Below are 26,784 nucleotides of genomic sequence, written 5' to 3' on the forward strand. Positions count from 1 at the left end.
CCGTTTTTGCTGTCCCTGCAAGGAACCATACCGATGCTCACGCCCGACCTGAAGCGCCTCACCGCACTGCACGCGCCCTATAAGAAACACCTGGCCCTGGCCTTGCTGGCGATGGTCGTCACGGCGGCCACGGAACCGCTGCTGCCGTATGCACTCAAGCTACTGCTCGACAATGGTTTTGGCGGCAAGGTGAATTTCTCCTTCTGGCTGGTGCCGCTGATCGTCATCGGCATCTTTGCCATGCGCGGCGCGTCGACGTTTGCCAGCAGCTACCTGATGAGCTATGTCTCCACGCGCATCCTCAACGAGTTGCGGCGCAGGATGTTCGCCAGCATGCTGAACCTGCCCATCGACTTCTACAACACGCACACGGTGGGCAAAGTCATCAACTCCATCATGTTCGAGGTGCAGCAGATCATCGAAATGGTGACCAAGGTGTTTACCTCGATCGTGCGCTCCTCGCTGACCGTGCTGGGCCTGCTGGCCTGGCTGCTGTACCTGAACTGGGCGCTGACCCTGGTGACCCTGGTGCTGCTGCCCGTGCTGACCATCGTCGTGCGCACCACGGGCAAGCGCCTGAAAAAACTCAACCGCGACTCGCTGGCCGTCAATGCCGAGCTGACCCAGGTCATCGAGGAAACCACGCGCGCGCAGCAAGTGATCAAGATCTTCGGCGGCCAGGACTATGAAAAATCGCGCTTCGAAGAGCGTGCCGAGCAATTGCGCCGCTACAGCATGCGCATGACCACCACCTTTTCCGCCACCGTGCCCATCACCCAGGTGATCACGGCCGCCGCTGTCTCCCTGGTCATCGTGATGGCCCTGTTCCAGTCGGAGCAGGGGCAAATCACGGTCGGCGGCTTTGTTTCCTTCATCACGGCCATGCTGATGCTGCTGACACCCTTGAAGCAACTGGCCGAAGTCAATGGCCCCCTGCAGCGCGGCATGGCCGCCGCCGAGGAAGTCTTCCAACTGATCGACAAGACGCCGGAACGCACGGGCGGCAAGCCGCTCGCTGGCCGCAGCGGCGGCCGCATCGAGTTCAAGGACGTGAGCTTTGCCTACCCAGGACATCAGGAACCGGCCCTGCAACACATCGATCTGAGCATCGCACCTGGACAAACGGTCGCCTTTGTCGGCATGTCCGGCGGCGGCAAATCAACGCTGGTCAGCCTGCTGCCCGGTTTTTACTCGGCCAGCAGCGGTGAAATCTTGCTCGATGGGCAGAATATCGATGCCATCGCCCTGACCAGCCTGCGCAGCCAGATCGCCATGGTCAGCCAGCAGGTGGTGCTGTTCGACGATACCCTTGCCGCCAATATCGCGTATGGCGACGCGGCGCCGGACCGGCAGCGCATCGAAGCGGCCGCCGCGGCCGCCTTCCTGTCGGACGTCATCGACGGCTTGCCCGATGGCCTGGAAACGCGCCTGGGCGACAACGGCTCGCGCCTGTCCGGCGGCCAGCGCCAGCGCGTGGCCATTGCCCGCGCGATCTACAAGGATGCGCCCATCCTGATCCTCGATGAAGCCACCTCGGCACTGGATACGGAGGCGGAACGGGCCGTGCAAGCGGCACTCGAGCACCTGATGCAAGGTAAAACCACCTTGGTTATTGCTCATCGACTATCAACAATTGAACGTGCGGACCGTATCGTGGTATTGTCACACGGGAAAATAATGGAAACCGGCAGTCACCAGCAATTATTGGATGCCAACGGCGCGTATGCCAATCTGCATCGCCTGCAATTTTCCCAGCAAGTGGTTTGACACCATCGACCGAATACCTGAAATCGTACTGATACATGACGCCTTTGATTCCCGCCGAACTTCTACAAAAGTCGGACAAAATTCTATTCATCGCCCATCTGGCGCTGGGAGACTTTACCTACCTGCAAAACGGTTTCCGCGCCTTTGCCGCGGCCTATCCGCATATCCAGATCCACCTGTGGGTCGACGAAGTGCGCCGCACGTCCGACGCCAAACAATGGGAAGGCTTGCGCACCTATTCGCTGTACGACTGGGTAGAGCAGTCGGGCCTGTTCGCCAAGGTGTACCGCAAGACCTACAGCCCGGCGCTGTACGAAGAATCGCTGCGCGAAGCCAAGGCGGAACACTATCCCGTCGTCGTATCACTGGCCCACGTGCGGCCACAGCAGTACGCTGACCTGGCCCGCGCGATCAGCCCGCACGGGCTGGTGATCGGCACGCGCAAACCGTTCAGCCCGCTGCGCCCCTGGCATTACCTGGCTTACCGCAAGATCGACGCCGTGCTGGCGTCGTATGCGGGACAGGATGCCGGCGAACACCATATCAGCAGCGTGTATGCGGACTGGTTCCACCAGCTGACGGGACTCGACATTCCCGTGGCCGAACGCTATCCCTTCGTGCACATTCCCGAACACGCGCTGCAGCAGGCGCAGGAGCAGCTGGCCGCCTGGAACTTTGCCCCGCGCCAGGGTCCGCTCGTACTGCTGAACCCGTTTGCCAAGTCGCACAAGCGCGGCTGGCCGCTGGAACGCATCGCCGAGCTGATCGCGCGCATGCAGGCGATGCCGAAATGGAAAGATGCCTGCTTCCTGATCAATGCCATGCCGCAGGAACTGGCCAAGGTGGATGCCGTCGTGCAGGCGCACAAGCTGCCGCGCACGCAAGCCTTCAGCGCCGTCGACAACTTTTTCCAGCTGCCGGCCATGCTGGCGCAATGCGACCTGATTATTTCAGTGGAAACGTCGATCATGCACCTGGCGAACGCCGTGCATGTGCCCGTGGTGGCGTTGATGCGCAAGAAAAATCCGGAATGGGCGCCGTTCGACAGCGCCAACAGCACCGTCATCACGGTGGCGCGGCGCAGCGACTGGGTCAAGGCGATCCCGGTCGATCAGGTATTGCAGACCATCGCCTAGACCACGCTGCGGCGACTAGCCGCTGCCCAGCATGCTGATGCGTACCAGGTCGGCCACATTATCGACACCGAGCTTGTCCATCAGGCGCGCCTTGTGCACTTCCACCGTGCGCACGGAAATACCCAGCACAGGGGCGATATCGCGGTTGTGCTGGCCCGTCACCACCAGTTGCATCACTTCCCGCTCGCGTGGCGTCAGGGCGCGCAGCAAGGCTAACCCCTCCACCTGACGCAGCAACTGACCGCGCGCATGCGCCTCGCGCGAAAACGCTTCCTCGATGGCTGCCAGCAGCTTGTCGTGATCAAACGGTTTTTCCAGGAAATCGCTGGCCTGCGCCTTGAAGGCCTGGCGTGCCAGGGCCACGTCGCCATGTCCCGTGATAATAATGACGGGCAGCATGCATTTGAGCTCCAGCAAGCGGCGCTGCAGGCTCAGGCCATCCATGCCCGACATGCGGATATCGACCAGCAGACAGCCGGCCCACTCGGGCCGCCAGCTGCGCAGGAAATCCTCGCCGCAGGAAAACAGGGCCGTGCGGTAGCCGCGTATGCCCAGCAGCAAACCCAGCGCATCGCGCACGGCGGGATCGTCGTCGACGATAAATACCGTCAAATTACTTGTCACCATACTCTCCTGTCGCGCCGCCACTGGCGCGCGCCAGGGGCAGGACAAAACGAAAAATGCCATGCTTGCCCACTTCGGCCCATAGCTGGCCGCCATGCGCTTCGACGATGCTGCGGCTGAGCACCAGTCCCAGACCCAGGCCGCTGGCCTTGGTCGAGACGAACGGTTCGAACAGGCGTGCCGCCAGGCTATTGGAAATGCCGGGGCCGCTATCTTCCACGGACAAGCACAGCCGCCCGCCGTCGAGCCGCTCGGCCGAGACCGTGATGCGGCGCCGGCCGCGCGGCTGGCCCATCACCGCATCCTGCGCATTGGCCAGTAAATTACGCAGCACCAGCTCGATTTGCAGCCGGTCGGCATTGACGGCCAGCGGCGACGGCGGCGCCAGCACCAGCTCGATGCCATGCTCATGGAAGAGCGGCGTGAACTGGCGCGCCATGCCCTCGATCAAGGCGCCCGCCTCCACCGCTTCGAGCTGCATCGCGCCCGTGCGGAAAAAGTCGCGCAGGCGGCGCACCACGTCCGCGGCGCGCCCCGATTCGACGATCATGTGCCCCACGGCGCCCTGCAGCAAGGCGCCCGTCTCGCCCCGCTCCAGCAAGTATTCGCACGCCTTGCCATAGGTCGACAAGGCCGTCAGCGGCTGGTTCAGCTCATGCGCCAGGGCAGCCGCCATCTCGCCGGCGGCCGCCAGGCGCATCGTGTGTTTCAGTTCGTCGGCCACTTGCCGCATTTCATCGACGACGATGCCGATAAAAAATCCCACCAGCGCCAGCACGGCATCGAGCAATTGCAATTCATAAAACTGGATATCGACCGCATGCGTCCATTTCACGAGAGTGATGATGCACAGTTGCAATACAAACACCGCCAGCACGGCGCCATGCAAGCCCTGGCGCGAGGCGGCCCAGATCACGGGGAGAAACAGGAAGTAGAAATGCTTGTATTCGCAACGTACGATGGAACCGAAGAGGCTCCACAGCACGAAGCTGGCCAGGGCCAAGTACGCCAGGGTTTCCCAGCGCCAGACGGCGGCATGCAGGCGCTCGCGTCCCCGTTCGCTGAACAGCACCCAGATCAGCGGCATCGACACCAGCATGCCGACCATGTCGCCGATGCCGAAACGCCACGCGGCCGTTGCCCATTCGCCAGCCGGGATGCGTCCCGTCAGCGACAGCAGGGAAATGTAGCCAAGCGCATTGAGCACGGTGCCACACAGCACGATGGCAACCCAGGCGCTCAGACGGCGCCGGTTGTCGAAGATGTCGCTGCTGCTGAAACTGCGGCGCAGGACTGCGCCGATACCGCCATAGCCGAGCACCAGCCACGCCGAACAGAGCAGGGTCAGGGGCAGGCCTGCCGGCATGCCGCGCACCAGCACCTCGCCAGCCACCAGGGCGATAAACCACGGCAGCGCCGCCTTGCGGCCATGAATCAGCCAAAATACCAAGCCCAGCGCGGGATCGGGATTCCAGGGGGTGATGTTCAAGCCGTACATCGGATCGATATACGTGGCCCAGTCAAACAGCAGATACAGGCCGACAAAGGCGGGATACGGCAGGTAGCGGGACAGGAAGGGGCGCATAACGGTGTTTTTTTAACTGTCCCGCATTATGCATCGCAAGCGTGCGCCACGCCATGCCATCTTGCGTTATATGCACATGCAATAATCTTCATGCAATGCCGCAAGGGGCGCCGGCGCAGTCAGGCCTCGGCCAGCGGCAAGCGCACCTCCACCAGCAAGCCCAGGCCGCCATTACCTCTATGCAACTGAATCGTGCCGCCATGCTGGCGCACGACGGACGCGACGATGGACAAGCCCAGGCCGCTGCCCGGCTGCGCCTGCTGCGGCGCGCGGAAAAAGCGGTCGAACACGCGCTCATACAGGGCCGGCGCGATGCCCGGCCCCTGATCGGCCACATGCAACACGGCCTGGCCCCGTTCCGCATGCAGCGACACCGTCACGCTGCTGCCGCGCGGACTGTACTTGATGGCGTTCTCCACCAGGTTGTCGATCAGCGAGACCAGGCTTTCGCGCTGTCCGGCTACGCTGAGCGAGATGCTGGCTTGCAATTCAAGCTCGATATCGCCCGCCTGGGCCAGCCCGGACAGGGCCGCCAGGCGGTCTTGCAGCAAGGTGTCGAGCGCCTGCTGCCGCGGCAACTCGCCCCCGCCCGCCTGCACTTCGCTGCGCGTCAGCTGCAGCAGCTGGCCCACCAGGCGCGCGGCGCGGTTGCCGCTGTTCACAATACCGTCCAGCAGCTCTTGCTGGCGTACATCATGCGCCTGCCCCTGCAGAGCCTCGACATTCACGCGCATGGCCGCCAGCGGCGTGCGCAGCTCATGCGTGGCATCGGCGATGAAGCTGCGTTCGCGCGCGGCACTGGCATCGACCCGCTGCAGCAGGGCATTGATATTGTCGACCAGCGCCGCCAGTTCGCCATGCGGCGGCTTGAAGGCCAGCGGCCGCAAATCCTGCGGTCCGCGCGCCGCCACCTCCTGCGCCACCTTGCGCCATGGGCGCATGGCCAGGCGAATCGACAGCCAGGCCGGCACCAGCAGGAACGGCAGGCTGATCAGCAGCGGCAACAGGTAGTAGCCGCGTGAATTGATCGTGATGAAAAATTGCCAGGCGCCGCCCACCTCCAGCACCGTCACGCGGGTGGTCCCTTCGGCCAGGCTGCGGCTGCGCCAGGCCTGGCCCTTGATATACACCACCTCCATCTGCTCCGGGCCGGCGCTGCGGATGCCGCTGGGTGCATCGGGGGACTTGTAGACCAGCTTGCCTTCGCGCCAGACGAGGATGCGCGGCGCCAGCTCCGGCACCTGCCCCATCTCAAACTCCTCGCGCAAGGCCTCGTCGATGGCGCGCAAGCTTTGTTCCTGGCGCTGCGGCTGTTCGGCCAGGTTATCGGCCACGCTGACAATGGCGTGCAGCACGCCACGGGTCACATTGCTCGCTTCACCCGCGCCCTCGACCAGCACATACGCCACGGCCAGGCTCCACAGCACGGTGAGCATCAGCATTTGCGCGACCATCAGGCGGCGCACCAGTGTGGGCCGGCGCAGCATGACCCAGAAACGCCCCATCATGCGCCGGCACCGGGCGGGGTGGACGGTTCGCCCTGCTGGTCGATGACATAGCCGACGCCGCGCACGGTACGGATATACCCTTCGCCGATCTTGCGGCGCAGGTTGCCCATATGCACGTCCAGGGTATTGCTGGCATTGGCCAGCCCGCCGGGCAAGATGTGTTCTTCCAGCACGCGGCGCGTGATGACCCGGTTGGCGCGCATCAGCAAGGTCTTCAGCAGCGCATATTCACTGGCCGTCAACTCCACGGGCCGCCCATGCACGCTGACACGGCGCGTGGGCACCTGCAGCAGCAGGCCGCGCAATTCGATGGTGTCGCCGTCAAAGCCATAGCTGCGGCGCGCCAGGGCGCGCACGCGCGACAGCAGCTCGGCCAGCACGAACGGTTTCACCAGATAATCGTCGGCGCCGCCATCGAGGCCCCGCAAGCGCTGTTCCAGCGTATCGCGGGCGCTGAGGATCAGCACCGGCAGGCGGGCCGCGCGCAGGCGGGCCAGCAAATCGAGGCCATCGCCGTCGGGCAAACCCAGGTCCAGCAACACCAGTTCACAACTGTCGTGCTCGATGCTGCGCGCCGCATCCTCCAGGCTGCGCACCCAGACCACTTGCATGCCCTGGTCGCGCAGGGCGATCCGCACGCCATTGCCCAGGTCCATATCGTCTTCAATCAGCAGTATCTTCATGGTGAGTATTAAACCACCGCAAGCTGAAGAATGGGTAAAGAAGCGCTCTTCATGCAATCTTAATAAAAGGCTCAGTTTTCCTTCATGGCAAGGATGAATACTGTCAGCAGTCAATCGAGCCACTCCGGACTCGGTTCTCCACCTGACGGAAAACACCATGCACGCACCCACAACCCTGCTGACCGCGCTGGCACTCGCCAGCGGCATGATCCTCAACCCGCTGGCCGCCGCGGCGGCCGAACCCGCCGCGGAAAATGTTTTCACCATCGGCGGCGGCGTCGCTGCCGTGTCCAGCTATTCCGGCGCCGACAAGCTGTCGGCCTCGCCCCTGATCATCCTCGACTACGCCATGGCCAATGGCTTGTTCATCAGCACATCGCGCGGCCTCGGTTATGGTGGCCAGGCCGGGCCCTTCAGCTACAGCGCCGCACTGGGCTACCGCGGCAAGCGCGAAGACCACAAGCGCACGGGCGTTAACGGCTTCGGCGGCAGCGATTACCTGAAGGGCATGGGCGAAGTCAAGGGCAATGCCAGCGCCCTGCTCAGCGCCGGCTATTCCCCCCTGCCGGGTCTGTCGCTGAGCGTGTCGAGCGACATTCCCCTGTCGAACCGGGAAAACGGCGCGAATGTGCATTTCGGCGCCAGTGGCCAGGTCTACGGCAGGTCCGATGCCAAGGGCATGCAAAAGGACAGCGTGACCATCGGCGGCCAGCTGGGCTGGGGCGAGCGCAAGTACGTGCAGACCATGTATGGCGTGACGGCCACCCAGGCGGCGAATACCTCGTTCAAGCAATACACGCCCAAAGGCGGTTTCTATGAAGCGCAGGCCACCGTCAACTGGGAGCACCGCATCGATGCGCGCTGGGGCGTCAACACGCTGATCGGCGTCGAGAGCCGCCTGGGCGACGCGGCAAAAAGCCCCATCGTGCAGCGCAAGACTTCGCCGATCGGCGCCGTGTACGTCACCTACCGCTATTAAAACAAGCGCGGCATAAGGGGAACCCGTACGCTGTTTCGCCAATTTACAGAGGGGAATGGCATGGATACCATGACCTGGTTTTCCGACTAAGGCCATCCCTTCCATGCATGCATCGCGCCTTGCCCCGCAACGCCACCGCGCCCCGGGCAACGCTGCGGGCGCAGGCGGCAAGCCGGACCAGGATACCTTGCTGCTGCTCTTGCCCGTCAAGCGCGCCAGCGACATCATCTACGGCGCGAGCTACGCCAGGCGCCTGCAGGAATGGGGCATCCAGGTCAGCATCCGCCTGCTGCACGTGACACCGGCGCCAGCGCGCCAGGCCGATGACTTGCCCCGGCACATTGCCGGCGCATGCCATGCGCTGGACCCGGCCACGCAGCAAATGCTGCACGAGGCGGGACTGTACCTGAGCCGTTCGCAGCTCGCCTTCAGCACGCATCTTTTCGCCGGTGAGCTGCTGTTTACGATTCTCGATACGGCTGAACTGCTCGGCTGCCACGAAATCGTCCTGCCGGCCCTGCGGCACAGCCCCTGGCAGCGCCGCTTTGCCGGAGCGCTGGCACGCAAGCTGGCGCGCGCCACGCGCAGCGCCACGGTCTTGCTGGCCGATAGCGACGGCATGAGCGGGCCGCCGCCGGCCTGAAGCGCCACCGGCGCTCCCCCATCCACATTCACATGGACACCCTTTGATGACACAAGCCATTACCCTGCACGCGGGCCTGAGCAATATGCCGCCAGGCATGTCACGCGTGCGCGAGCTGCTCAAGCTGCAATTGCGGGCACAGCTGCAGCGCCGGCAGACGCGCATCTGGCTGCAACTGCTCAATTCGCACCCCGTGTTCCGGGACTTGCTGCAAGCCTATCCGCGCCTGATGCACAAGGTGTACCGCCCTTACCTGAGCACAAACCTGTCGTGCCGCCAGCGCGTCGCCTTGCTGGTCGAGCACTATCATTTCATCCTGCAACAGGGCTGGGGCAAGTTGATGACGCAGGCGGCGCGCGCCCCCGTGCGGCTGGGCTCCGTGCCGGGAAAATCGGGCGCGCCCTACCATCTGCAGCTGTGTTCGCTACAACCGATGGACCGTGAAGGCGAAATGGTCTTGCAACTGGCGCATGGCGATGACGTGATCTACTCGGTCGCGTTTAGCTTTTTCGGTTCCCGCGCACCCGCCAGCATGGGCGTGGGCATCGGCTGCATCCAGGGTCCGCGCGGCGCGGAAGGCTTGCGCCGCGTGCGCGAGGCTACCCGCGACCTGCACGGCATGCGCCCCAAGGCCCTGATGGTGCGCCTGGTGCGCCAGCTGGGACATGATCATGGCTGCCGCAATATGGTGCTTGTAGGCAACGCCAACCGCGCCGTCCACCATTCCGCCAAAAAGGGCCGTCTGTTCGCCGACTACAATTCCCTTTGGCAAGAACTTGGCGCCCAGGAACGCAAGGATGGCGATTTTGAGCTGCCATGCGAAAACTTGCCCCTGCCTGCCCTGGAAGAGATTCCATCAAAAAAACGCTCGGAAGCACGCAAACGCCACGAACTGACGCTGGCCATGATCAGCAGCCTGCGTAGCGGTCTCGACGCTCATCGCAGTCTGGCTCAAGTCGCTGCGGCCACTGCGGCGGCGGCCAAGGAAGTACGGCAAGCGGCCGATCTGGACGACGAAGACTACGCCTCCGCCACCGCCTGAGCGTCCGCTGGCGGCACACGCTTCAACCCATGCGCGGCCCAATCCTGTTACGCTAGCGCTATCGGCATGCACCGCGGTGCGCCGGTTCCCCCAACGCTTACTAGGAGGCATTCATGCGCGTAGACATCTACCGCCGGGCCGAGCACGACGGCATTTTTTCCTACCTCGCCGTGCCGGAAGGAAAGCTCATTCCGGAAGAAGTGACCAATACCGACTGGCAAATCGAAGCGCGCGCCAGCGAAGTGGCAGACGATGCCGAGATCTTGCCCAACTACCATATCGAACAGCCGCACCAGCAGATCGCCGCCAAAGGCTATGCGATCACGGGCCTGAAAGACATGTAAACGAAAAAAGCCAAACCAGCATGTCCGCGGTTTGGCTTTGTTTTTGGCGTTGTCATATGCGCCCGGTGGTGCCGGTCAGTATTCGACCGCCACCTCTTGCGCGCCCAGCATCTGCTCCAGCGCCATCTGCAATTCATCCGATGGCGCCACTTTCCACTCGTCGCCAAACTGCAGCACACAACTGACGCCTTGCGGGCTGACCTTGGCGGCGATCGGCAGTCCGTCCGCGGCCCGGTGCGGCGTGATCACGTCGCTGATGCGTTTCATGTCCAGCGTCGTGGGCAAGGTCAAGCCCAGCTGGCGGCCATACTGTACGCGCGCGGAAATGATGTCGAAGGCGCTCTCGGCCGTGATACGCAAGCCGCCCGAAAAACGGTCTTCCGACACCTTGCCCACGACGGCCAGGAATTCATCTTCCTTGAAGATTTTCCGGTTCGAGTCGAACAGTTCGCCGTACACCGTCACTTCCACCGTGCCGCTCTTGTCGTCCAGCGTGACGATGAGGATCTTGCCGCGCTGCGTCATCTGCGTGCGCAAACCCGTGATGACGCCGGCCATCATGCGCGGTTCGCGCGATGGCGACAGTTCCGACAATTTCGTGCGCGCAAAACGGCGCGCCTCGGGCGCATACGAATCGAACAGGTGGCCGGACAGGTAAAAGCCCAGCGCGATCTTTTCTTCCGTCAATCGCTGTTTGTCGCTCCAGACGGGCACCTTGACGTACTCGGGCGGCGCCACCATGTCGCTGTCGTCGCCGCCGAACAGGCTCACCTGGTTGGCCGCCTTGGCGGCCTGGTCGGCGCATTCCATGGCGAAGGCCACGGACGCGAGCAGAATGGCGCGGTCGACCTTCAGGCAATCGAAGGCGCCGCTACGGATCAGCGACTCGATGGTGCGGCGGTTGATCTGCTTCTTGTCCACGCGCTTGCAGAAATCGAACAGGCTCGTAAATGGCCCGCCGGCCTCGCGCGCGGCGATGATGGCTTCGATGGCGTTCTGGCCCGAGCCTTTTACAGCGCCCAGGCCGTAGCGGATCTGCGTGACTTTCTTGCCGCTCACGGACGGCGCGGCGCCGCTAGGCGTGAAGCGGTAGTCCGATGCGTTGATATCCGGCGGCAACAAGGTCAGCTTGCAGATTTCCAGCGAATCTTCCACCAGTATCTTGATCTTGTCCGTGTCGTCCATGGCCAGCGACAAGTTGGCGGCCATGAAGGCGGCCGTGTGGTGCGCTTTCAAATAGGCCGTGTGATACGACAGCAGAGCATAGGCGGCGGCGTGCGATTTATTGAAACCGTAGCCGGCGAACTTTTCCATCAAGTCGAAGATCTCGTCGGCCTTTTCCGCCGTCAAGCCGTCTTTTGCCGCACCGGCGCGGAAGATTTCGCGGTGCTCGGCCATCTCTTCGGCCTTCTTCTTACCCATGGCGCGGCGCAGCATGTCGGCGCCGCCCAGCGAGTAGCCGCCGACGATCTGCGCCATCTGCATCACCTGCTCCTGATACACCATGATGCCGTAGGTTTCGGACAGAATCGATTCCGTGCGCGGATCGGGATAATCGAAACGCTCACCGTGCTTGCGCTTGCAGAAGTCGGGAATCAGGTCCATCGGGCCCGGACGGTACAAGGCCACCAGCGCGATAATGTCTTCGAAACGGTCGGGACGCGCATCTTTCAGCATGCCCTGCATGCCGCGCGACTCAAGCTGGAACACGGCCACGGTCTTGGCCTTGGTCAGCAAGTCATACGACGGCTTGTCATTCAGCGGCAAGGTGGCCAGATCAAAATTGGCCTGCGCCGGATCGAGCTGCTTGATGTAGCGCACGGCGCGGTCGAGGATGGTGAGCGTGGTCAGACCCAAGAAGTCGAACTTCACGAGGCCGACGGCCTCCACGTCATCCTTGTCGTACTGCGACACGACGCCCGAGTCGCCGCCCTGCGTGTACAGCGGGCAGAAATCCGTCAGCTTGCCCGGAGCGATCAGCACGCCACCCGCGTGCATGCCGATATTGCGCGTGATGCCTTCGACCTGCTGCGCCAGGTCCAGCAACTGCTTGACCTCTTCCTCGTTTTCCAGGCGCTCCTTGAGCAGCGGTTCTTCCTCGATGGCGTCGGCGATCGACACGGGTTTGCCCGGCTTGAACGGGATCAGTTTCGAGATGCCGTCGCAGAAGTTGTAACCGAAATCCATCACGCGGCCCACGTCGCGGATCGCGCCCTTGGCCGCCATGGTACCGAAAGTGGCGATCTGCGAGACGGCCTCCTTGCCATACAAATCCTTGACGTGCTGAATGACCCGGTCGCGCCCTTCCTGGCAAAAGTCGATATCGAAGTCGGGCATCGAGACGCGTTCTGGATTCAAAAAGCGCTCGAACAGCAGGTTGTACTGCAGTGGATCGAGGTCGGTAATGAGCAGCGAATACGCCACCAGCGAACCGGCGCCCGAACCGCGGCCCGGACCGACGGGCACGCCGTTTTCCTTGGCCCACTGGATAAACTCGGCCACGATCAGGAAGTAGCCGGGGAACTTCATGTTGCAAATCGTGTCCGTCTCGAACTTCAACCGCGACTCGTAGCGCGGGCGCTCCTTTTCACGGCGCTCGGCATCGGGATATAGCTGCAACAAACGCTTTTCCAGGCCGGCCTGCGACTCGGCAACGAGGAACTGGTCGATCGTCATGCCTTCGGGCGTGGGGAAGTTCGGCAGCTGCGGTTTGCCCAGGGTCAAGGTCAAATTGCAGCGCTTAGCGATTTCCACGGAATTGGCCAGCGCGGCCGGCAAGTCGGCGAACAATTCGGCCATGTCAGCCTGCGACAGGAAACGCTGGCTGTCGTTGAAGCGCTTGACCCGCTTGGCGTTGGCCAGCATTTCGCCTTCGGCGATACAGGTACGGGCTTCGTGGGCAATAAATTCTTCTGGGGAAATAAATTGCACGGGATGCGTGGCAACAACAGGCAAGCCCAGCTTGGCCGCCAGGGCCACCGCATGGCGCACCTGCGCTTCCTGGTTGGCCTGGCCGCCGCGCTGGATTTCGACATAAAAATGGCCAGGGAAAATCTCGGCCCAGCGCTGCGCGTTGCGTTCGGCCAGGGCCAGGTTGCCATTCTCGATGGCAATGCCGACATCGCCAAAGTGCGCGCCCGACAGCGCAATCAAGCCATTCGCCGCACTTTCGCCCGGGTACAAGTCATAGGTATTCGTCGCCAGCGCCTGCAGCCACTCGATGCGCAGCTCGGCACGGCCCTTGTACTGGTTCGTCAGCCAGGCCGTCGACAGCAGTTCGCACAGTTGCAGATAGCCCATGCGGTTCTTCGCCAGCAGCAGCAAGCGCGACGGTTTTTCGCGGTTGTCGTCATTCGTGATCCACACGTCGACGCCAACGATGGGCTTGATGCCCTTGCCGCGTGCTTCCTTGTAGAACTTGACCATGCCAAACAGGTTCGACAGGTCGGTGACGGCCAGCGCCACCTGCTTGTCCTTCGCCGCCGCCTTGACCACGTCGTCGATGCGCACCAGGCCATCGACGATCGAGTACTCCGAGTGCACGCGCAAGTGGACGAAGGCAGGACCGGGCTGCATCGCTTGCTGTGAACCTGCCGGAGCGCCGGCCTCTTGCATTACCATTTCCATCCTGTGTACCGTTTCGTGCAAAATTCAATGGGGTCTATTCTACCGCGTCGCGGGTGCGGACCGGGTATCCTGCCTGGCCTGTCGGGCTTATAATATCGGCTGTTCAGTCTAAGCCGATCGCCATCATGCAAGCCATCACCCCAGCAACACCCGCCGTTTCCGCCGCCGCCAGCCCGCTGGCCGCCTCGTTTGTCAATATCGCCGCGTATAAATTCATCACGCTAGCCGATACGGAAGCCATGCGCCCCTTGTATCAGGAGCAATGCCTGGCGCTTGAACTGAAGGGCACGATCCTGCTGACGCCGGAAGGCATCAATATGTTCCTGTCGGGCACGCGCGAGCATATCGATGCCTTCCTCGCCTGGGTGCGCAGCGACGAACGTCTGGCCGATCTGGAATGGAAGGAAAGCTTGTCGAACGAGCAATCGCACAAGCGCATGCTGGTCAAGCTGAAAAAAGAAATCATCACCATGCGCATGCCGCTGATCAAGCCGGAACTGGGCCGCGCCCCGTCCGTCGATGCACATACGCTCAAGCGCTGGCTCGATGCCGGCGTCGACGATGCAGGCAAGCCCGTGGTCATGATGGAAACGCGCAACGCCTTTGAAGTGGATGTGGGCACGTTCAACAACACGCTTGATTACCGCATCGACAAGTTTACGGAATTCCCGGCCGTGGCCGCCGCGCACAAGGATGAACTGGAAGGCAAGACCGTCGTCACCTTCTGCACGGGCGGCATCCGCTGCGAAAAGGCGGCCATCCACATGAAGGAAATCGGCTACGACAGCGTGTACCAGCTCGACGGCGGCATCCTGAAGTATTTCGAGGAAGTCGGCGGCGAGCACTATACGGGCGACTGCTTCGTGTTCGACTACCGCACGGCGCTGAACCCGAAACTGGAACCGACGGAAACGGTGCAATGCTTCGTCTGCCGCGCCGTCGTCACGCCGCGCCAGCAGCTGGCGCCGGAATATGTGTATGAAGTGTCATGCCCAAACTGCCACGATAAAACGATGGTTTGATGCGTTTCCGATGTCGCCATTTCCCCGGCGACATCTTTCAAAAAAATCAATTGCACAATAACAATTGATCAGCATTTTCTCTGCCAGGCCTGGCGCTATCCGCACGCGTCAAAAAGCAAACAAATGTAACAATATTGGATTTGTTTGCCATTCTCATAAACACTAGCTTTCCCTGGCTCAGTGAGCCATGCAAAAATTCAATCGACGGCTGCTTCGCGCCGCCCCGCCCACATGGGCTTGTCTATGGGAAAAGAACAACACAGCCTGCGGAAAGCGTTGACCAGGACGCGCGTAAACTGCTGCAAACATGGCAATTTAAGGGGTTCTGAATTATAATCAAGAGTTAAGGATTGATTGATGTTTTCAGTTATTAACATCATGGAATATACGCATCTGGGATAGGCAGATTCCCGTTGCCTACTATTATTATTAAAGAAATGAATTAAGCAGCATCTCTTATTTGTATTTTTTTGCACAGGAAGCTCAGATGATTTTAGTGACAGGTGGCGCAGGCTTTATCGGATCGAATTTCGTTCTGGATTGGCTCGCGCAAAATAATGAACCGGTAATTAATCTGGATAAGCTGACGTATGCGGGAAATCTGAATAACTTGCTGGCGGTACAGAACGATCCACGCCACCTGTTTGTCAAGGGCGACATCAATGACGGTGCCTTGCTGGCACAGTTATTGGCACAGCATAAGCCACGTGCCATCGTGCATTTCGCAGCCGAGAGCCATGTCGATCGCTCGATTCATGGACCAGCAGAATTCATCAGCACCAACATCAATGGCACCTTCAGCCTGCTGGAAGCCGTGCGCGCCCATTGGCAAGCACTGCCTGAAGCAGAACGTGCGGCCTTCCGCTTCCTGCATGTCTCGACCGATGAGGTGTACGGGACACTGGGGCCGGATGATGCGCCATTTACTGAAACCACGCCCTATGCGCCCAACAGCCCTTACTCGGCAACAAAGGCAGCGTCGGACCATTTGGTGCGCTCCTATCATCACACGTATGGCTTGCCGACGCTGACCACCAATTGCTCGAATAATTATGGTTCTTACCACTTCCCGGAAAAGCTGATTCCCCTGATTATTGCCAACGCGCGCGCAGGCAAGTCCTTGCCCATCTATGGCGATGGCCAGCAGGTGCGCGACTGGTTGTATGTCAGCGATCACTGCACGGCCATTCGCCGGGTACTGGAAAGCGGACGCACGGGAGAAACCTACAATATCGGCGGCTGGAACGAAAAAGCCAATCTCGACGTCGTGCACACCCTGTGCGACATCCTCGATGAACTGCAACCGAAGGCAACTGGTGGCAGCTATCGCGAACAAATCAGCTATGTTGCCGACAGGCCAGGCCATGATCGCCGCTATGCCATCGATGCACGCAAAATTGAGCGCGAACTGGGCTGGAAGCCGGCAGAAACCTTCGATACGGGCATCCGCAAGACGGTGCAATGGTATCTGGACAACGATGCATGGGTGCGCGACGTCCAATCCGGCGCCTACCTGACGTGGCTGGAAAAAAACTATACGGCCCGCGCCGAACAGAATACGGAGGCTTGATGGAAGCCAAACTGGCCCGCAAGGGCATTATCCTGGCCGGGGGCTCAGGCACACGCCTGTATCCCGTGACCATGTCGGTCTCGAAGCAACTGTTGCCCGTGTACGACAAGCCGATGATTTACTATCCGCTGACAACGTTGATGCTGGCGGGAATGCGCGACATCCTGATCATTTCCACGCCCGCCGATACGCCCCGTTTCAAAGAGTTGCTCGGTGACGGCAGCCAATGGGGGATTAACCTGAGCTATGCGGTACAGCCATCACCCGATGGTCTGGCGCAGGCGTTCATCATCGGCCGCGAATTCCTGGGCGATGCGCCCTCGGCATTAATCTTGGGCGATAATATTTATTATGGCCATGATTTCGAATCAAGCCTGTCTGCCGCTTCCGAGCGCACGGACGGCGCGACCGTGTTTGCCTATCATGTGCAAGATCCGGAGCGCTATGGCGTGGTGGAATTCGACGCCAATCAGCAAGCCATCAGCATTGAAGAAAAGCCCTTGCAGCCAAAATCGAATTATGCCGTCACCGGCCTGTATTTTTACGACAAGGACATCGCCGATATCGCCGCATCGATCAAGCCGTCCGCACGGGGCGAACTTGAAATTACCGATGTCAACCGCGTCTATCTGAACCGCGGCACGCTGAAGGTGGAACGCATGGGCCGCGGCATGGCCTGGCTCGATACAGGGACGCACGAGTCGCTGCTCGAAGCAGGCCAATTTATTGCCACCATCGAACACCGCCAGGGTTTGAAAGTTGCCTGCCCTGAGGAAATTGCTTACCGCAAAGGCTACATTACCGCCACCCAGCTGGAACAACTGGCCCAACCGCTGAAAAAGAACGGTTACGGACAATATTTGTTACGCCTGTTGAATGATAAGATTTTTTAAGCCATGCAAATTCAAACCACCGCCATTCCCGACGTATTGATCCTCGAGCCCAAAGTATTTGGCGATGACCGGGGCTTTTTTTACGAAAGCTTCAATCAGCAGCGCTTTGCCGACTTGACGGGTATTCAGGCCAATTTCGTCCAGGATAACCACTCCAAGTCCAGCAAGAATGTCCTGCGCGGCCTGCACTATCAGATCCAGCAACCGCAAGGCAAGCTGGTGCGCGTTACAGCCGGCGAAGTCTTTGACGTCGCGGTGGACTTGCGCGCCAGCTCGGCCACGTTCGGGCAATGGGTCGGCGTCACGCTGTCGGCCGAGAACAAGCGCCAGCTCTGGATTCCGGAAGGCTTTGCCCATGGCTTCATCGTCCTGAGCGAATCGGCCGAATTCCTGTATAAAACCACCGATTACTGGGCGCCTGAATTCGAACGCAGCATACTCTGGAACGATCCGGCCCTGGGCATCACCTGGCCAGGCGATGGCGAGCCCATGCTGTCGGGCAAAGACCAGCTGGGCAAACTGCTGGCAGACGCCGAGGTATTCGCGTGAAAATCCTCATCACTGGAAAAAATGGCCAGGTCGGCTATGAGCTGGAACGCAGCCTGCAGGGCATCGGTCATATTATCGCCGTCGACCGCAGCGAGATGGACTTGAGCGACCTCGATCAGGTCCGCGACGTGATCCGCAAAATCGGGCCGGATCTGATCATCAATCCCGCCGCCTACACGGCGGTCGACAAGGCCGAGACCGACGAGGAACTGGCCATGCGTGTGAACGCGCAGGCGCCGGGCGTCATGGCGGAAGAAGCCGCGCGGCTGGGCGCAGCCCTCATCCATTACAGCACCGATTATGTGTTTGACGGCACGGCCACGACACCCTATGTGGAAACGGCTGCCACCAATCCGCTGAACGTTTACGGCAAGAGCAAGCTGGCAGGCGAACAGGCCATCGCCGCCTCGGGCGCAGCACACCTGATCTTGCGTACCAGCTGGGTATATGGCACGCGCGGCAAGAACTTCCTGTTGACCGTGCAACGTCTGGCGCAGGACCGCAGCGAACTGCGCATTGTTGGCGACCAGACCGGTTCGCCCACCTGGTGCCGCACGATTGCCGATGTGACTGCGCACATCGTCAGCCAGTCGCGTACCGGCGACCATGGCTGGTGGCGCGACAATGGCGGACTGTATCACCTGACTTCGCAGGGCAGCACCTCCTGGGCCGGCTTCACGGAAGAAATCCTGCGCAATACGCCCCCGGCCAAGCCCGTCCATGTCCAGGCCATCGCCACGGCCGACTATCCCTTACCCGCCAAGCGCCCCATGTATTCCTTGCTCTCATGCGCCAAGCTGATCGACCGCTTTGGCCCCTTACCACAATGGGATGCCGCTTTAAGGTTGTGTCAATCCTGATTCTGTCCCTGCCTGCCGCTCGTCGGCTCAGCGGCCTCCGGCATCGCGTACTCCAATTACTCATATCATGGTTAACCATAGCTATAAAGACAATTTATCCAAAGCAAAGATTCTGGTAGTCGGCGATGTCATGCTCGACCGCTACTGGTTTGGACAAGTCAATCGTATTTCTCCGGAAGCACCGGTTCCCATTGCAAAGATTTCCCATCGAGAAGACCGCGCGGGCGGCGCGGCCAACGTGGCGCGCAATATCTCCAGTCTGGGCGGCCAGGCGACCCTGCTTTCGGTCATCGGCCAGGACGAGGCAGGCGACGCCTTGGAAAGCTTACTCAAAGAAAATGGTGTGCATACGCAGCTATATCGAGATAGCAATATTTCCACGACCGTGAAATTACGCGTCCTGTCTCGTCAACAGCAATTGCTACGCATTGATTTCGAGGAAATTCCGACGGACGAGATTTTGACGAACAAGCTTGAAATTTATTCCAAGCTGGTCAGCGAACATGATCTGGTGATTCTGTCCGACTATGGCAAGGGATGCCTGCGCTATGCGGAAAAAATGATTGTTGCCGCGCGGGCGCTGGGCAAGCCCGTCCTCGTTGATCCCAAGGGTAGCGACTACAGCCATTACAAGGGAGCGACGCTGCTTACGCCGAACCGCATGGAATTCCAGGCCGTGGCGGGCAGCTGGTCCGACGAAGCCGCGCTGACACAAAAAGCCCAGGCGCTGCGCCAGGAACTCGAGCTTGACGCGCTGCTGGTAACGCGCAGTGAAGAAGGCATGTCCCTTTACCAGAAGGATGAAGTCTTGCATCAGCCCACGGTTGCGCGCCAGGTTTTTGACGTCTCCGGCGCCGGAGATACCGTGATCGGCACGCTCGGCCTGATGCTGGCGGCCGGATATGACTATGAAGAAGCTATCAGCATCGCCAACCGCGCGGCCGGCATCGTCGTCGGCAAGCTGGGCACGGCAGTGGTAAGCCAAGAAGAACTGTTCTGCTAGGAGAAATTATGTATATCGTTGTAACAGGTGCCGCAGGACTCATTGGTTCCAATATCGTCAAAGCGCTCAATGCGCGTGGCCATCGCCAGATCATCGCTGTTGATAACTTGACGCGCGGCGATAAATTCCGCAATCTGGTCGATTGCGATATCAGCGACTACATCGACAAGACCGAGTTCTTGAGCAAGCTGGCCAGCCCTGCGTACGCAGGAAAGATCAGCGCCGTGTTTCACCAGGGTGCCTGTTCCGACACCATGGAGACCGACGGCAAATACATGATGGAAAACAATTTCCGTTATTCGCTGGCCTTGCTCGATTATTGCCAGGACAATAAAATTCCTTTCCTGTATGCCTCCAGCGCCTCGGTGTATGGCACGGGTAGCATCTTCAAGGAAGAGCGCGAGTTTGAAAAACCATTGAATATCTATGGCTATTCGAAATTCCTGTTCGACCAGATCGTCCGCGAACGCATGGCCGACCTGACCTCCCAAGTGGTCGGATTCCGCTACTTTAACGTCTACGGCCCCCGCGAAGAGCACAAGCAACGCATGGCATCGGTGGCATTCCACCATTACCACCAATACCGCGAACATGGCAAGGTCAAGCTGTTTGAAGGCCGCGATGGTTATGCCGATGGCGGGCAGTTGCGTGACTTCGTTTCCGTCGAGGATGTCGTCAAGGTGAACCTGTGGTTCCTGGACCACCCGCAACAGTCGGGCATTTTCAATCTGGGCACCGGACAATCGCAGCCGTTCAATGACATCGCCGTCGCGGCCGTCAATACTTGCCGCGAACTCGATGCGCTGGCGCCACTGACCCGTGAAGAAATGGTGGCGCAAGGCATGCTGGAATACATCAAGTTTCCCGATGCCTTGATCGGCAAGTATCAGTCCTTTACCCAGGCAGATATCTCGCGCCTGCGGGCAGCCGGCTATGACGCGCCGTTCTACTCCGTCTCGGAGGGAGTGAGCCGGTACATCCGGAACTGGCTGCACGCCCGATGAGATTATTTTGCTAAAGAACATACTAAAAAACTCGATACTCACAGCATTAATACGGGGTGCCTCATTCGGCGTGCGGATATTCGCCCTGCTGATTGCGGCGCGCTATTCGGAACCGGCATATTTTGCCACGATTGCCCTGTTCTTCACGGTTGCCGAAATCGGACGCCTGCTGGCCGATTTCGGCATCGACACGTACACCATGCGCGAGTACGCATCGCATCGCAACAAGGCGGTGCTGCGTCAGACGATAGGTGCGGCGATGAGCGCCAAGCTGATGCTGGGCTTGCTGGTGGCCGTCGCCAGCACGGCCGTCATGCTGCATTTGCGTCCGGGGGAACTTAGTTCGACCTTGCCCTTTGCGCTCATGGTCATGTCGCCGCTGCTGATGAACTTGCCGATCAATTTTTTTATCGCCAAGATGCGCGGGCGCCATATCGCGCCGTTCGTGGCCATGGCGGGCTTGTTGTCGCTCGGTGTTTTTTATGGTTTGTTCACGTTTGCCAGCAATCCGGCGCTGGCATTCTTTTCCATTCCTGCGGCCGAAGCCCTGGTTGGCCTGTTCCTGATTGCCAAGGTGCCGGTCATGCGGGGCAGCCTGGCCTGCCTGAATTTCCCGGGCATGCTCAAGCTGTTGAAAATGACCTTGCCAATTGCCGCCGCGACCATTCTGGGCATCACCTATGGACGCATGGATGTGTTTTTCCTGGAGAAATTCCGTAGCGCCGAAGAGCTGGGGCTCTATGCGTTTGCCGTGCGTCTGGTGGAACCGTTTCAATTTATTGCGGGCGCATTGGCCGTCAATGCCTATGGCCATATCGCCACCTCGTTGAAAACGTCGGTGGCGACGGCATCGGCAGTAAATGCCCGCTACCGCAAAGTCATGGCCCTGTACGCCGGCCTGGCCCTGTTGACGGTGCTGGTACTGGCGAATGTCCTGTTGGTGTATACGTTTAAACAATATGCTGCCGCGCAAGCGATGCTGAATCTGACCGGATGCATCCTGATATTCAAATGCGGCAACTTGATCAGTACCGCTGCCATCCAGGCGCATGGAAAGTATAAATTCATCACCTCGGTCGCGGTCTGGAACTTTACCTTCCTGTCCGTTGCGATGCTGCTGCTGGTACCCCGCTTCGGTGCCTATGGCGCCTTGTTTTCGATACTGGCAATGGAATCGCTTAATTTTCTTATTCAAAATATTCTTTTAAGAAAATTACAAAAAAGCAACAACAAAGATGATTAAAAATACCGCAATTCGTACTTTCATGGTCTTAAGTGTCCTCCTGGGCCTGCTCTGCGCGCGCATCCTGGCGCTGCTGGCGCGCCAGCAGCCGCACGCCGGCTTGCGCCTGCTCGTCGTGCGCCTGGACCAGACCTTGGGCGACAGTGCCATGAATTCGCCCTTGCTGCGCGAACTGAGGCATGCCTATCCCGATGCCGACATCACGCTGGTCGTGCATCCGCGCATCCAGGCGATGGTCCAGCATTGCCCGTACGTCAACCATATCGCGACGTACGACTGGGGCAGTTCGCTGCCGAAAAGCTTGCTGGTACGGCACTGCTTGAGCCTCAAGTTCTGCTGGACCCACTTCCGTTTGCAACAGCCGGATATTGCCATCGTCCCGCGCTTTGACGAAGATCATCATGCGGGCTTCATCGCCCTCTTCAGCGGGGCAAAGCGGCGCATCGCCTATACGGAAAAAGCGACGCAACGCAAGCAGGTGCTCAATGCCGGCTTTGACATGCTGTACACTGACATCCTGCCTGCGCTTGGCCTGAAGCATGAAGTCGAACGCAATCTTGATATCGTGCGCCACCTGGGCTTTCAGCCGGCCGATACGGCACTGGAATTCTGGGGTGCCGCACAGGACGATGCCTATGCACAACAGCTCCTCAAGGAGCACGTCCCCGCTGGCAGCATGCTCATCGGGCTGGGCCTGTCCGGCGGCTATTCCATTCTGAAGCGCTGGCCACTGCAGTATTATGTGGAACTGGCTAGCCTGTTACAAGAAAAACACAAGGAGCGGGAACTCACCATTTTGCTCGTCGGCGGCAAGGATGACACGGCATTGGGCGCGCAATTCGAAGCGAACTTTCCCGGCAAGGTCGTCAATATGATCGCAAAGACCAGCATCGCGCAGATGGCAGCCTTGCTCAGGCACTGTGATCGCTTCATTGGCAATGATTCTGGCGCCATGCACATCGCGGCAGCGTCAAACATCAATGTCACGGGCATATTTGGCTCAAGCTGCCATCATCGTTTCAGTGCTTGGGGACAACGCTGCCAGTCAGTCTCCCTGGAACTGGAGTGCGGCCCCTGCGGGCGTGGCCACATAATAGATCGTTGCAATACCTGCATTTATGCTTCACCAAAATGCATGGATGATTTATTACCACTGGCGATCATGAAGGCGATATACAAATGATCATATTCCTGTGCCTGATAAATTATCTGTTGATCCTGTTTTCAGTTTACATTTTTTGCGTTAAAAATGGGACCATCAGCCTGAACGGATTTTTCTTCTTTTCCGTCGGCTATGCCTACTATTGGCTGACGCCTTATTTCCTATCGTCTTTGTTAGGTTCGACGGCGCCGGAAGAATTGCAGATAGTCATTGAGCGCTTTGTTTCGATTACCGATGAAACCAGCCTGACATACTTGGTATTGTCCTTCCTGTTTTATGCCATTTTCACGTTTTTTTATTACGTCAGCTTCAATGGCAAGTCGCCGCGTAAGCCGATCACTCAAAAATCAGAACGGGCCATACGTTTCTGGTCAATCATGAGCTGCCTTGGCATTGGCTTGGCAGCGTTGATGGCCATCCCGATCAAGCATTATTTCTTTACAGGCTATGACGCTGCATTATTTGAAAACTACCAAGATGGCGTGGTGCAGGATGCTTTGCCACGTGGAACGTTCATCGCGTCCACCTCGATTCTGTTTTCCATGGCATTCATGCGCGCGGTCATGAAGCATGGACATATGCAAAAGATATTGCCTGTATTGACCGATCCATTCATGCTTGCGTACTATTTCTTTGCGATTCTGGCGCTCTCTTTGGGTGGACGCCTGTATTTTGCAACCAATATGCTCACTGTAATTATCTTCTTCTCGACCTACTTTTCCTGGCGAGTAAAGCTCAGCGAATTTTTCGTGTTGGGGCTGGCAGGTATCGGCAGCGCGGCAATGTGGGGTGTATTGAGGGCAGGCAGCGATTTTTCGCTATTCAACATGGCGTTGAATCTTGCGCAGGAACCGTTACTCACCTCTATTTCATCTTTTTCGTTCTTAACCAGCGGAAAGCTTCCATTAATCAATTTCCCATCGTTTCTGATCAGTGATTTCATTAACCTGATTCCTTCGGTCATCTTCCCGGGGAAGATTAACTATCTGCTCAATCCGCTAAATTTTGGCTATGACTTCGCCATGCCGCTCGGCGGCCTGCATGTTTTCGTATCACTACTGATCAATTTTGGCATCACTGGCGCTGCCGTATTTTTTGCGGCGGTTGGCTATTTGTTGGGAAATTACCGAAAAACCGTCAGCACTCAGAAAATAGTAATCTATAGCCTGATCTGTGCCTGCATGACATTCACGTTCAACCGCGATCCATTTTCCGTATCAATCGTGAAGAATATTTTCGAAAATTCTTTCCTAATTCCTTTTATTCTCTATTCAATTCAAAAGAAATTTTTCAAATAAAATGTTACAAAAATTCATAACAGAACATATCGAACTATTCCAGCGCCTGCCGCAAATCGAAAATGAAATAGTCAGGATTGCTGATGCATGCAGCACAGCCATCAGCAACAAGCGCAAAGTCATTTTCTGTGGCAACGGTGGTTCCGCTGCCGACGCGCAGCACATTTCCGCCGAGCTGGTCGGTCGTCTGGTGGACGACCGCCGTGCGCTGGCGGCAATTTCGCTGACGACGGATACCTCTGCCCTCACTTGTATCGCCAATGACTATGGCTATGATCACGTATTTTCACGGCAACTGGCCGGCGTAGGTCAGCCCGGTGATGTGCTGATCGCTATTTCCACGTCGGGTAATTCGCAAAACATCATGCATGCAGTCGACATGGCAAAGACGATGGGCATTGAAACCGCCGGCTGGCTTGGCAAGGATGGCGGCAAACTGGCCGGCATGGTCGATATTCCGATGATCGTGCCAAGCAATGTCACGGCACGCATTCAAGAAGCACATATCTTCATCGGGCACACCATCTGTGCCATGATCGAAAAAAACCTGGGTTACGGCAAATGGGAGTCCGCATGAACAAACATATCTTGATCACCGGTGGCGCCGGCTTCATTGGCACCAATCTGAGCCGCAAATTGCTGGCCGACGGCTATCGCATCTCCGTGCTGGACAATCTGTCGCCGCAAATTCACGGCCCCTACCCGCAACTCGATGAAGCCATGCTGCGCGACGGCCGCATCCATTTCATTCGCGCCGATGTGCGCCAGTCCGGCGTGCTCGAGCAAGCCTTGCAAACGGTCGACACGGTCGTCCATCTGGCGGCCGAAACCGGCACCGCGCAATCGATGTACCAGATCGCCCACTACAATGAAGTCAATACGCAGGCAACCGCGCAATTGCTCGACATCCTGGCGAACAAACCCAATACGGTGAAAAAGATCGTCCTCGCTTCGTCGCGCTCGATCTATGGCGAAGGCGCGTATGCCTGCCTCACCCATGGCACGGTCTATCCGGGCGCCCGCAGTGCGGCGCAGCTGAAAAACCACCAGTGGGATCCGCTCTGCCCCACCTGCAATGGCCCATTGCGCGCCATTCCAACACCGGAAACAGCGCGCCCCAGCCCGGCGTCCATCTATGCCGCAACCAAGTACGCGCAGGAAGACCTGATCCGCATCGCCGGCGACTCGCTCGGCATCAGCACCGCCATCCTGCGCTTCCAGAACGTCTACGGCGCAGGCCAGTCGCTGAACAATCCGTACACCGGCATCCTGTCCATTTTCTCGACCCGTATCCGCCGCGGCATGAGCTTGCCAATCTTCGAAGACGGCCTGGAAAGCCGCGATTTCGTGCACGTCAACGACATCGTGCAAGCGATTCAGCTGGCCATGGAAAGCGACGCCGCCAGCGGCGCCACGCTCAACGTTGGCGCCGGCGAGCCGACCTCGGTGCTCGACATCGCCAATCTGCTCGTCGATGCCCTGGGCGGCACCGTCCGTCCGGAAGTGACAGGCCAGTATCGCCTGGGCGACATCCGTCATTGCTACGCCGATCTGAGCCAGATCAAGGCAACCTTGAACTTCACACCGCAGGTGTCGCTGGCGCGCGGTATCGAGGAATTCGCTGCCTGGGTCAGCTCCCAGCCCTTGCCGGAAGACGGCCTGGACAAAGCAAATGAAGAGCTGAAAAAACGTAAGATGATGTCATGAGTCTGCGCACCACCTTGTATGCCGATCTGGCCAGGCAATATTTCTATGCCGGCCAGCCGGACCGGCAACCGACTTTCGGACGCCTGCTGCTGACGTCTTTTTCGCCGCGTTTCATGCCGGTGGTGCTGTTTCGCCTGTCTCACTGGTTTTTCCAGAAGCGTTTGTCGCCGCTGGCAAAGCTGGTGTCCCTGATTAATTTCGTCGTCTTCGGCCTGGAAATCGCCGTCCGCTGCGAAATCGGTCCAGGCCTGTATTTCCCGCATACGCAGGGCACGGTCATCGGCGCCCTGCGCATCGGCATGAATGCAACGATTTACCATAACGTCACGTTTGGCGCCCGCGAAATCGATATCGGCTACCACGACGCTTCGCGCCCGGTGGTCGGCGACAATGTGATCGTCGGTTCCGGCGCCAAGGTGCTTGGCGCCGTCGTCCTCGGTGACAACGTCCGCGTCGGCGCCAACGCGGTGGTCCTCAAGGATGTGGCATCTGGCTTGACCGTGGTCGGCATTCCCGCCGCACCCATCTAAATAAT

Annotated in this window: 24 protein-coding genes; 19 read left to right on the top strand and 5 right to left on the bottom strand. The window is 59.3% G+C overall.

The window, feature by feature from the left end:
• Positions 1–33 precede the first annotated feature (33 nt).
• Together msbA and FG13_RS14130 are read left to right on the top strand one after the other, a co-directional pair.
• Positions 34–1,767, top strand: a complete 1,734-nt coding sequence (gene msbA / locus FG13_RS14125; RefSeq protein ID WP_035821813.1) for a lipid A export permease/ATP-binding protein MsbA — start codon at positions 34–36, stop codon at positions 1,765–1,767.
• A gap of 35 nt (positions 1,768–1,802) precedes the next feature.
• Positions 1,803–2,903 carry a glycosyltransferase family 9 protein gene (locus tag FG13_RS14130; RefSeq protein WP_035821815.1) on the top strand — a complete coding sequence of 367 codons (1,101 nt, stop codon included), beginning with the start codon at positions 1,803–1,805 and terminating at the stop codon, positions 2,901–2,903.
• Positions 2,904–2,918: 15 nt separating this feature from the next.
• Here the strand turns inward: FG13_RS14130 and FG13_RS14135 are convergent, their stop codons facing one another.
• The 4 genes from FG13_RS14135 to FG13_RS14150 all read right to left on the bottom strand — a co-directional run bounded on the left by FG13_RS14135 (position 2,919) and on the right by FG13_RS14150 (position 7,303).
• Positions 2,919–3,530: a response regulator transcription factor gene (locus tag FG13_RS14135; RefSeq protein WP_035821817.1), complete on the bottom strand. Its 612-nt coding sequence runs from the start codon at positions 3,528–3,530 to the stop codon at positions 2,919–2,921.
• Positions 3,517–5,112, bottom strand: a complete 1,596-nt coding sequence (locus FG13_RS14140; protein WP_051959045.1) for an ATP-binding protein — start codon at positions 5,110–5,112, stop codon at positions 3,517–3,519. Before FG13_RS14140 ends, FG13_RS14135 begins: the two co-directional genes overlap by 14 nt.
• 119 nt (positions 5,113–5,231) lie before the next feature.
• Positions 5,232–6,620 carry an ATP-binding protein gene (locus FG13_RS14145; RefSeq protein WP_051959048.1) on the bottom strand — a complete coding sequence of 463 codons (1,389 nt, stop codon included), beginning with the start codon at positions 6,618–6,620 and terminating at the stop codon, positions 5,232–5,234.
• On the bottom strand, positions 6,617–7,303 hold the full coding sequence (locus FG13_RS14150; protein WP_035821821.1) for a response regulator: 687 nt from the start codon (positions 7,301–7,303) through the stop codon (positions 6,617–6,619). The genes FG13_RS14145 and FG13_RS14150 overlap by 4 nt, the downstream gene beginning before the upstream one ends.
• Before the next feature lie 157 nt (positions 7,304–7,460).
• On the opposite strand from FG13_RS14150, the gene FG13_RS14155 reads away from it, so the two are divergent.
• The 4 genes from FG13_RS14155 to FG13_RS14170 all read left to right on the top strand — a co-directional run bounded on the left by FG13_RS14155 (position 7,461) and on the right by FG13_RS14170 (position 10,311).
• Positions 7,461–8,282, top strand: coding sequence for a MipA/OmpV family protein (locus FG13_RS14155; RefSeq protein WP_035821824.1), 822 nt, complete (start codon positions 7,461–7,463; stop codon positions 8,280–8,282).
• Between the two features lie 103 nt (positions 8,283–8,385).
• The gene (locus tag FG13_RS14160; protein ID WP_035821827.1) at positions 8,386–8,925 is read left to right on the top strand and encodes a universal stress protein; all 540 of its coding nucleotides are present in this window, start codon (positions 8,386–8,388) and stop codon (positions 8,923–8,925) included.
• A gap of 46 nt (positions 8,926–8,971) precedes the next feature.
• On the top strand, positions 8,972–9,967 hold the full coding sequence (locus tag FG13_RS14165) for a VirK/YbjX family protein (protein WP_051959051.1): 996 nt from the start codon (positions 8,972–8,974) through the stop codon (positions 9,965–9,967).
• A 113-nt stretch (positions 9,968–10,080) separates the two neighbouring features.
• On the top strand, positions 10,081–10,311 hold the full coding sequence (locus FG13_RS14170; protein ID WP_035821830.1) for a DUF6139 family protein: 231 nt from the start codon (positions 10,081–10,083) through the stop codon (positions 10,309–10,311).
• Positions 10,312–10,386: 75 nt separating this feature from the next.
• Here the strand turns inward: FG13_RS14170 and dnaE are convergent, their stop codons facing one another.
• A complete protein-coding gene (gene dnaE, locus FG13_RS14175) occupies positions 10,387–13,926 on the bottom strand; it encodes a DNA polymerase III subunit alpha (protein WP_051959053.1) in 3,540 nt (1,179 codons plus the stop codon).
• Positions 13,927–14,063: 137 nt separating this feature from the next.
• Between dnaE and FG13_RS14180 the strand changes: the two genes are divergently transcribed.
• The 13 genes from FG13_RS14180 (at position 14,064) to FG13_RS14240 (ending at position 26,779) form a co-directional block, all read left to right on the top strand.
• Positions 14,064–14,960 carry a sulfurtransferase gene (locus tag FG13_RS14180; RefSeq protein WP_051959056.1) on the top strand — a complete coding sequence of 299 codons (897 nt, stop codon included), beginning with the start codon at positions 14,064–14,066 and terminating at the stop codon, positions 14,958–14,960.
• A 487-nt stretch (positions 14,961–15,447) separates the two neighbouring features.
• Positions 15,448–16,530: a dTDP-glucose 4,6-dehydratase gene (gene rfbB / locus FG13_RS14185; RefSeq protein WP_035821832.1), complete on the top strand. Its 1,083-nt coding sequence runs from the start codon at positions 15,448–15,450 to the stop codon at positions 16,528–16,530.
• A complete protein-coding gene (gene rfbA / locus FG13_RS14190; RefSeq protein WP_035821834.1) occupies positions 16,530–17,423 on the top strand; it encodes a glucose-1-phosphate thymidylyltransferase RfbA in 894 nt (297 codons plus the stop codon). Before rfbB ends, rfbA begins: the two co-directional genes overlap by 1 nt.
• 3 nt (positions 17,424–17,426) lie before the next feature.
• Complete coding sequence (rfbC, locus tag FG13_RS14195) at positions 17,427–17,972, top strand: dTDP-4-dehydrorhamnose 3,5-epimerase (protein WP_035821836.1); 546 nt, start codon at positions 17,427–17,429, stop codon at positions 17,970–17,972.
• On the top strand, positions 17,969–18,832 hold the full coding sequence (gene rfbD, locus FG13_RS14200) for a dTDP-4-dehydrorhamnose reductase (protein WP_035821839.1): 864 nt from the start codon (positions 17,969–17,971) through the stop codon (positions 18,830–18,832). The genes rfbC and rfbD overlap by 4 nt, the downstream gene beginning before the upstream one ends.
• A 67-nt stretch (positions 18,833–18,899) precedes the next feature.
• Complete coding sequence (rfaE1, locus tag FG13_RS14205; protein ID WP_081922576.1) at positions 18,900–19,835, top strand: D-glycero-beta-D-manno-heptose-7-phosphate kinase; 936 nt, start codon at positions 18,900–18,902, stop codon at positions 19,833–19,835.
• 8 nt (positions 19,836–19,843) lie between these two features.
• Positions 19,844–20,839 carry an ADP-glyceromanno-heptose 6-epimerase gene (gene rfaD / locus FG13_RS14210; RefSeq protein WP_035821841.1) on the top strand — a complete coding sequence of 332 codons (996 nt, stop codon included), beginning with the start codon at positions 19,844–19,846 and terminating at the stop codon, positions 20,837–20,839.
• A 7-nt stretch (positions 20,840–20,846) separates the two neighbouring features.
• On the top strand, positions 20,847–22,082 hold the full coding sequence (locus FG13_RS14215; RefSeq protein ID WP_161784180.1) for an oligosaccharide flippase family protein: 1,236 nt from the start codon (positions 20,847–20,849) through the stop codon (positions 22,080–22,082).
• On the top strand, positions 22,075–23,265 hold the full coding sequence (locus FG13_RS14220; RefSeq protein WP_081922578.1) for a glycosyltransferase family 9 protein: 1,191 nt from the start codon (positions 22,075–22,077) through the stop codon (positions 23,263–23,265). The genes FG13_RS14215 and FG13_RS14220 overlap by 8 nt, the downstream gene beginning before the upstream one ends.
• Positions 23,262–24,542, top strand: a complete 1,281-nt coding sequence (locus FG13_RS14225) for an O-antigen polymerase (RefSeq protein ID WP_035821850.1) — start codon at positions 23,262–23,264, stop codon at positions 24,540–24,542. The genes FG13_RS14220 and FG13_RS14225 overlap by 4 nt, the downstream gene beginning before the upstream one ends.
• 1 nt (position 24,543) lies before the next feature.
• A complete protein-coding gene (locus FG13_RS14230) occupies positions 24,544–25,119 on the top strand; it encodes a D-sedoheptulose-7-phosphate isomerase (protein ID WP_035821852.1) in 576 nt (191 codons plus the stop codon).
• Positions 25,116–26,249, top strand: coding sequence for an NAD-dependent epimerase/dehydratase family protein (locus FG13_RS14235; RefSeq protein ID WP_035821854.1), 1,134 nt, complete (start codon positions 25,116–25,118; stop codon positions 26,247–26,249). The genes FG13_RS14230 and FG13_RS14235 overlap by 4 nt, the downstream gene beginning before the upstream one ends.
• Complete coding sequence (locus tag FG13_RS14240; protein WP_035821856.1) at positions 26,246–26,779, top strand: serine O-acetyltransferase; 534 nt, start codon at positions 26,246–26,248, stop codon at positions 26,777–26,779. The genes FG13_RS14235 and FG13_RS14240 overlap by 4 nt, the downstream gene beginning before the upstream one ends.
• Positions 26,780–26,784: the final 5 nt, after the last annotated feature.

It is taken from the genome of Janthinobacterium sp. RA13, from assembly GCF_000745325.1.
Classification (GTDB): Bacteria; Pseudomonadota; Gammaproteobacteria; order Burkholderiales; family Burkholderiaceae_D; genus Janthinobacterium; species Janthinobacterium rivuli.